This window comes from Bacillus mycoides (genome assembly GCF_001757995.1).
In the GTDB taxonomy this organism is placed as follows: Bacteria; Bacillota; Bacilli; order Bacillales; family Bacillaceae_G; genus Bacillus_A; species Bacillus_A mycoides_B.
Window position 1 is genome coordinate 1 of the sequence record NZ_LXLV01000049.1, and the last position, 7547, is coordinate 7547.

Annotated in this window: 9 protein-coding genes; 5 read left to right on the top strand and 4 right to left on the bottom strand. The window is 34.3% G+C overall.

What is annotated here, in order from left to right:
• On the bottom strand, positions 1-122 hold a 122-nt coding region (locus tag BWGOE10_RS30240), incomplete at its 3' end, for an IS1096 element passenger TnpR family protein (RefSeq protein ID WP_145925677.1).
• A gap of 841 nt (positions 123-963) precedes the next feature.
• Between BWGOE10_RS30240 and BWGOE10_RS16330 the strand changes: the two genes are divergently transcribed.
• Genes BWGOE10_RS16330 through BWGOE10_RS16340 form a run of 3 tightly spaced genes read left to right on the top strand, consistent with a single transcriptional unit; the run spans position 964 to position 3561 of the window.
• Entirely contained in the window at positions 964-1992 is a 1029-nt protein-coding gene (locus tag BWGOE10_RS16330) for an ATP-binding cassette domain-containing protein (RefSeq protein ID WP_070144061.1), read from the top strand.
• Positions 1967-2755, top strand: coding sequence for an ABC transporter permease (locus BWGOE10_RS16335; RefSeq protein WP_070144062.1), 789 nt, complete (start codon positions 1967-1969; stop codon positions 2753-2755). The genes BWGOE10_RS16330 and BWGOE10_RS16335 overlap by 26 nt, the downstream gene beginning before the upstream one ends.
• 5 nt (positions 2756-2760) lie before the next feature.
• Complete coding sequence (locus BWGOE10_RS16340; protein ID WP_070144063.1) at positions 2761-3561, top strand: ABC transporter permease; 801 nt, start codon at positions 2761-2763, stop codon at positions 3559-3561.
• Between the two features lie 862 nt (positions 3562-4423).
• Here BWGOE10_RS16340 and BWGOE10_RS16345 read toward each other — a convergent pair.
• Positions 4424-5296, bottom strand: coding sequence for a LysR family transcriptional regulator (locus BWGOE10_RS16345; protein WP_070144064.1), 873 nt, complete (start codon positions 5294-5296; stop codon positions 4424-4426).
• 90 nt (positions 5297-5386) lie between these two features.
• Here BWGOE10_RS16345 and BWGOE10_RS16350 point away from each other — a divergent pair, with 90 nt between their 5' ends.
• Both BWGOE10_RS16350 and BWGOE10_RS16355 read left to right on the top strand, forming a co-directional pair.
• Entirely contained in the window at positions 5387-5695 is a 309-nt protein-coding gene (locus BWGOE10_RS16350; protein WP_002094998.1) for a cupin domain-containing protein, read from the top strand.
• Positions 5696-5984: 289 nt separating this feature from the next.
• Complete coding sequence (locus BWGOE10_RS16355) at positions 5985-6464, top strand: PRK06770 family protein (RefSeq protein WP_070144065.1); 480 nt, start codon at positions 5985-5987, stop codon at positions 6462-6464.
• Between the two features lie 225 nt (positions 6465-6689).
• Here the strand turns inward: BWGOE10_RS16355 and BWGOE10_RS16360 are convergent, their stop codons facing one another.
• Positions 6690-7211: a DinB family protein gene (locus BWGOE10_RS16360; RefSeq protein WP_070144066.1), complete on the bottom strand. Its 522-nt coding sequence runs from the start codon at positions 7209-7211 to the stop codon at positions 6690-6692.
• Positions 7212-7460: 249 nt separating this feature from the next.
• The gene (locus BWGOE10_RS34050; RefSeq protein ID WP_367890491.1) at positions 7461-7544 is read right to left on the bottom strand and encodes a hypothetical protein; all 84 of its coding nucleotides are present in this window, start codon (positions 7542-7544) and stop codon (positions 7461-7463) included.
• Between the last annotated feature and the right edge of the window lie 3 nt (positions 7545-7547).

Here is a 7547-nt window from a genome sequence, read left to right on the forward strand (position 1 = left end):
TGAAATAAGCATTGAATCACGTCATGTAAATCATCAAAGGATAAATCTGTCGGTAAACTAACTCTTCTCCAAATGGGGAAAGGACATCCCACTAATTCCAAGTGCAATTGATAACATTTCATTTGTGTTTCCTCCTGTTTTAAATGGATGGTATAGGTCTAGTTATCATTTTCGCTGAAATAGTAAGAAATATAAAGTATAAATCAATAGGAAGAACAAAAAATCATGCTAGTGTACAAAGAATTCGTTGAAATGTCCCCAAATTGTGTCTAAGCGTACAATTTTCCCAAAATGGTATGGTGAGGCCTAATAAGGATTCTATTTTTTTTGCATTAAATTTCTACAAATAAAAAAAGATAAGATCGGAGAATACGATCTTATCTTCAGCACAAAGGGTAGCACCACAGCCCATCAAGCTAAAATTTTATAGTACCCCCAGAACGAAATTTTTATCTCTCTACAGTTATTTATGTGAATTCAGCTCGTTTTTTTTGTTTTGTGGGATAATTAGTTTTTTAACTTGATGGCGATAGGGAAAACGCTTTTCGTGTAAGCGTCAAATATTCCCCACCTACTATATTTATTGTATATTTTAGAGTTACTTGATGTTTAATCTATTCGAGAAAGAAAAGCATCTAGAGAATTAATTATGGGAAAAAGGTCGATATGGAAGAGGCTTGAAAAATTACATAAAAGATATTAGGTCAAGGAAAAAAGGTCTTTGCGTGTGGTTTGTTTCCACACACTTAAATCTGTTGATTATATTTAAATGCTCCTGTAAAATTATACTAGTTTCCATTAATGCAAACGCTTTCGTTAAAAGGGATGTTAGTTTATAATCTACAATTAATCTTTATTTTATGGGAGGCAGGTGTAGTAGGGTGAAGGTATTTATTTAATTGCTATCATACTTTAGCTGTATAACGGCTAATATTTGTAAAAGGGGAAGTAGGGGATTTATAAATGATTGAAGTAAAGAATGTTACGAAAAGCTATAAGATTTTAGAGCGAAAGCCAGGTTTAATGGGTGCAATAAAAGCTTTAATAAAACGGAAATATTATGATAAGCAGGCAGTGCAACCGATTGCTTTTTCTGTTAAAAAAGGAGAAATGGTTGGATATATCGGATTCAACGGTGCTGGAAAGTCAACCACTATTAAGATGCTGTGTGGAATTTTAACTCCAGATACTGGTGAAATTAAGGTAAATGGAATTATTCCATACAAAAATAGGCAGGAAAATGCTAAAAATATTGGAGCTGTTTTTGGACAACGGACACAACTTGCTTGGGATATACCGGTGCGGGAGTCTTTCGAACTATTAAAACATGTTTATGAGATTCCAGAAACAAAATATCAGGAAATGTTGCATTTATTTGAAGATGTACTGGATCTCGGAACTTTAATGCTATTACCTGTTCGTCAGCTATCACTCGGACAAAAAATGCGTTGTGAGTTGGCTGCTGCTTTTCTTCATCAACCTTCTGTTGTATTCCTAGATGAACCTACAATTGGTTTAGATATTGATGTAAAGGAAAAAATACGTAGTTTTATTAAGGAAATGAATAAGAAATTGGACGTAACAGTTGTATTAACTACTCATGATATGCAGGACATAGAAGAGCTTTGCCAGCGAATTATTATTATTGATAAAGGATCTATTATTTATGATGGGGACTTACAAGATCTAAAAGATCGTTTTTCTTATAACCGCATCCTATCTTTAGAATTAGAAGAGCACACAATGTTTGAGATTCCTGTATCATTACAAAATTACATAGTGGTACAGAAGAATGAAGCAGAAAATGAATCTCGCGTAGAGTTAAGTTTTCACACAAAGACAGTTTCATCGGAATTTGTGCTTTCCGAACTTGCAAGGCACAATAAAATATCAGATTTGACGATTTCAAACCCAAAATTAGAGACAATTATTAAAGATCTTTATCAGCATGGAGGTGAGGAATCCCTTGAGGAAATATTGGGAAATGCTTAAAGTGCAGATAAAGCTAGATACCTCATATGCAGCGTGGTATTGGGCGGGTACATTTGCAATTATCGTTAAATTATGTACGTTGTATTATTTTTGGACTGCTGTATACGAGAATAAAGAGACTGTTGGAGCACTTTCACTATCTAATATGCTAACTTATATGGTTATAGCTTTGTTATTGGAACAATACGTATCTGGAGTAGGAACCAATTTAGCGAGAATGATTAAACAAGGTGATATAGCATTGGAACTTATGAAGCCATATCATTTGTTAGATAAACTTGTAGCGATGGATATAGGGCAAAAAATTTCTAATTCTATGCGTACAACGTTCCCTATGCTACTGTTTGCCGTCTGGTTTGTAGGAATTCAACTACCACAATCAATAGAGTCTTTTCTATTATTTACGGTAAGTGTAGTTTTAGGGATTTTAATTGGAACTCAACTAGATCTTATTATTGGTATATTAGCTTTTTGGACCGTTAATATATGGGGACTTCGACTTCTACGAGAGTCTGTTCTTCAATTTTGTTCCGGAGCACTTGTCCCATTATCGCTTTATCCACAATGGTTTCAAGAAATTAGTATGTTTTTGCCTTTTCAGTCTATGGTCTATATACCTGTTTCTATTTATACAGGTTCTATTTCAGGTACCCAGGCTTATACGGCAATTGTGACACAATTCATATGGTTAATCTTTATTACAGTACTTGTTAGATTTTTATGGACATTGGCAATCCGAAAAATCACAATATTTGGGGGGTGATTGAATTGTTGCAAACTCTTAAACGATACTCATTCTTATACATTGTCTATTTTAAGCAACACTTAAAAGTTATGATGGAATATAAAGTAGACTTTTTAATAGGAATTTCTTCAGTCTTCATTCAACAATTTGCCGCTATCTTTTTTTTAAAAGTGATATTTGATCATATTGAGACTTTGAAAGGGTGGAACTTTTATCAAATTCTCTTAATCTACGGTATTGCGTTTGCAGGAAGGGCAATCCATCACATTTTCTTTGATAATTTATGGACGATTGGATGGCAATACATTCGGACAGGAAATTTAGATCGTTTGCTAATCCGTCCTATTAACCCGCTGTTCCAAATTATAGCGGAGCGTGTTCAACAAGATGGAATAGGGCAACTAATAATAGGGGGAATGGTTCTTTATTATTCCATTAGTAATCTAGATATTGCAATTTCATTGGGAAATGTACTAATACTCATCATAATGATTATTTCAAGTGGTCTTATCTTTGTTGCATTAAATTTATTTTTTATAACATTTTCTTTTTGGATGACAGATAGTCTCCCTGTTGTATCAGCAGTATTCAATTTAAGTGATTTTTCGCGGTATCCGATTACAATTTATAATAAAGTTATCGCATTTATCTTAACGTTTATTATTCCTTACAGTTTCACATCCTTTTATCCAGCTGCCTTTTTCTTCGATAAGGGGTATAAATGGGTATCTTTGTGTACACCACTCGTTGCTATCATACTATGTTTCATTTCTTATCGTTTCTGGAAATATGGATTAAGTGCATTCACTAGTACAGGAAGTTAATCTTAAGGATTGTGTGTAAGAAAGTCGATTGGAAAAACAATTCGTTATATTACTAATTAACATCGAGAGTTAATTCAGAAGGAGGTAAGCAATTGGAACTGAAAAGAACCAGTTGTATTATTTACGTATCAAACTGTAAGTCGGCATATGATTTGAGATAAATGTTGTTTGGGCTAGTAGTGATAAATTTTCACATAAGGAGTCTAGTTATGGAGAAACATATATTAGAAGATTATTGTTGAAATCAGCCTGGAGCAATTACATGTTATAAAAATTAAAAGGAGCAGTACCACATGCCCAACAACTTAAGAAAAATAAACGCCCCCAAAACGAAAAAAATGAGCTGACTCCTCAGAGTAACTACCTGTAGAGAATGAAAATTTTCGTTTAGGGGTTACTTCAAAACCTTAGCTTGATGGCGGTACCCCATCTATAACTTTATTATTTGTAAACAATAATCGCAAAGTTGCACTTTTTTCAGAAACACCAGGAACATGAGCTGCAGATGCTCGAGCTGGCCAACAAAAACAGTTCATATTGCGTGATACGAAAAGAAGCCACAGGGTTTTAATAAACCACATGGCTACTTTTTTAACATTATTTTACCATAGCTAATGCTGAAGCTTGTTCATCGATAACAATATCCAATTTCAATACCAGAGTTTTTGTAAGTAATTGTATTGTATCGATACGCGGAATTACTTTAGCGCCTTCAATTCTCGCGATAGCTGACTGTTTTAATCAGGAAGCAAGGCGAGCTCTATTGTGCATAACCAATAAATCCTATAAATATTATAGCAAAAAATCTTTTAGGTACCAAGGCAGATTTGCTTGACAAACATTAGCTGGTTTTTGCGCTTGTTTAGCAGGATGAAAATATGTTAGCTACCAATTTTTCTGTAGCAGGGCTGAGGACTTTATTTTTTTTGCGGATTAATCCAACAGGTAAAGCGAATGAAATATCATCGATGTCACGAATAGCGTATTGATGTGAATTGGTAACGAAATTGCTAGGTAGCATAGCAATACCAAACCCTTGTAATACAAGATTTAAAACCATCTCCATGTTTGCTGCATCGTAATTAGAGTGTAAATGAAAGCCATGATGAAGAAAAACATGCTCTATTTTTCGCCGATAATCACAAAATTGTCCAGTTAAAATGAAATTTTCATCTTCCAAATCGCACATGTAAATTTTTTCTTGTGTAGATAATGGATGGTCGATTGGCAGTATCAAACAAAGCTTTTCTTCATATAGCGGATAAAATTCAAGATTTAATTCTGGTGATGGAGGGGGACATAAGGCAATATCAAGTTCGTTAGCGATAATCCGTTGACTAAATTGTTGGGTTACGCCACTTTCAATGGAAAGACAAATTTGTGGGTGTTCTTTCATAAACGTTGTTAGTACGGAAATCAAATTTGTTTTGCCAATGGAATCAATTGCTCCAATCCGAATAAGTCCTTTCTGACCGATTGAAAATTCTTTTGCGGTTTCGGTGATTACATCCACTTGATTTAATAAAATATCTGCCTGTTCTTTCACAAGTCTTCCGGCTTCGGTTAGCACCATTTGTTTTCCTTTACGCTCAAACAGTTTGATGCCGAGTTTTTCTTCTAATTGATTGATGTGTAGGGTGATGGTAGATTGTGCGTATTGCAGCAGATTTGCTGCTTTTATCTGACTACCACATTGGACAACAGCTTGAAATGTCTGTAACAAACGAATTTCCATAATTCATTCCTCCTGAAGGATAGTTCATTTTTGTTCATATTGACCAATATATCATCGTAAATTACTATTTGTATAGAAGGAGATGATAACATGAAAGATTTATTTTCCGTTGATATCACAAACAGTGAGTGGAAATTTGTTATGGATGGTATAGAACAAATTCCATTACGAGATGAGAATGGTGAACTGCGTTATGTCGTGCGATTTGCACCGGGGGCAAAATTCCCTCAACATACGCATAAGGATACCGAGGAATTATTCGTATTAGATGGAGCTCTTATCAGCAATGATGTTGAGTATGGAGCAGGTTCTTATCTCTGTTATGGACCTAATACAGAACATGAACCATGGTCTGAAAAGGGTTGTTTGGTTCTTGTAATGGAACGTAATGCTGGATAGTGTTTTTCTGTTTTTTATGTAGGAAATTATTAATTTTTATTGCTTTCATGCAAACATTGCCACATAGAATGGATAACCTTCATTCTAAGAGGAAACCGCTCGAAAAGGAGCGGTTTTTTTATGTTGTGTGCCCACATCGCTATCAAGCTAAGATTTTTAATTACCCCCAGGACGAAAATTTCATGCATCATTGACTACTGATAATGATGCGTTATGTGGACCTCACAGATAGATATGGGTATACAGTTCTTCTTTTATGGTACACTTCAATAAAAGGGGGGTAAGAGGTTTGAAAAAGTGGATTAAAATCACATCAACCTTAGTTATTGCTATAGCAGTTGGTATTTTTACTGGTTACAAAGTCGGTACGTATGCAGGTTCAGACGTTAAGGAAAAGCAGACTGAGAGAATTAAAGGGGAAGAGGTAATACTTGACCTCCACTCTGATCGTCATATAATCAATGCAATGCACAAAATGACTCATCAAAAAGTATTATCTCACGAAAAACAAGGATTTATCAAAATGACTCCAGAAAATATCGAAAAAGTACGTCGAGCGATTGATGAAAGTAATAGTGGAACCTTACAACATAAAGAACAGTACCTTAAGATGTTGGTTCGTTGGTATGAAGGCGATTTCTCTCAATCGGTTGAGGAGCATAATTTATTATGGGAATGGGACAATAATAGCACTGGTAAAGCATACGAATTAGCGACACCCGAACAAGAAGAAGCATACATTTTAGAACAAGCGAAGTCTGAAAAATAATAAAGGGGTATCGTCACCTCGCTATCAAACTAATAAAAAGAAAAGCCCCCTAAAATGAAAAAATACGTTATTCTTTCTGTAGAATCATAGGAAAGGATAACGTCTTCTTTGCTTTATGGGTAGTGCAAAAACTTAGCTTTATAGCGATGTGACGGTACCTCATATAGCCGTCTAATAATTATTCCTATTACCATTATATATTTGCATAGTCAGTGATGTAGGAAGTTAAATATTCTCTCGTTCTTCTCTGTATAATTTTTTTAGCAAGCTAATGTGGGCTTGGTGATAACGATTATGATCAGCTATATGCCATATTCCCCATCTAATTGTCGCCCGTTTTCCATTTTCGTATGAAACAACCTGATTTAAATCATCTTCAGATAACCTTTTACATTCTAAATGAAACATCTCTTGTACTCTATCATAAGCTTTTATTAATTTATTAGTAGATTCATTATTTACTGAAGGAAGTTTTCCATTTGGATGAATCATTGGACCATATTCTAATTCGATATTTGTGGGTATAGATTCATTCTTTAATCGATATACCCAATGTAAATCTACTACTGATAAGTGTTTTAATAATTGACCTATACTGTTTAGATTTCCAGTTGATCCTTTATAATCCAATTCTTCTTGAGTTATGTCTGATACCAGTATCTTTAATCTTTTGTATGTATCCTTAACTGTAGCATATAAAAGAGCAACTGTTGGATGCATTTCTTTATCCATTTCTAAATCAATCACCATGATTATTCCCCCTTTTTAACAAGATTCTACCATAAAGTTATGTTGTATATTCCATACAAAGTTGGTTAACATAAGACATCATTATCAATAAACAACATTGGATAGAATTTTCGTTATGGGGGATTTTGATTCTTTAGGTTGATGGGCATGTGGCGATACGCCATTAATTAGATGTAGTATGTGAAATTTTAAAAGAAGACACTCAATTTGGACTTATCCCCGTCAAGTAGACAACTGTAAAAAAGACTATGCAGCCATCGAAATTCGATATTCGATCGGAGCTCGATGATTGAGTCGTTTTTGGAATCGTTTGTAGTTATAATGATAGATGTA

Bases quoted from the DNA above. Each gene is read 5' to 3' on its own strand.
- BWGOE10_RS16345 (WP_070144064.1), bottom strand. From the start codon at position 5,296: ATGGAAATTCGTTTGTTACAGACATTTCAAGCTGTTGTCCAATGTGGT.
- BWGOE10_RS16330 (WP_070144061.1), top strand. From the start codon at position 964: ATGATTGAAGTAAAGAATGTTACGAAAAGCTATAAGATTTTAGAGCGA.
- BWGOE10_RS16350 (WP_002094998.1), top strand. From the start codon at position 5,387: ATGAAAGATTTATTTTCCGTTGATATCACAAACAGTGAGTGGAAATTT.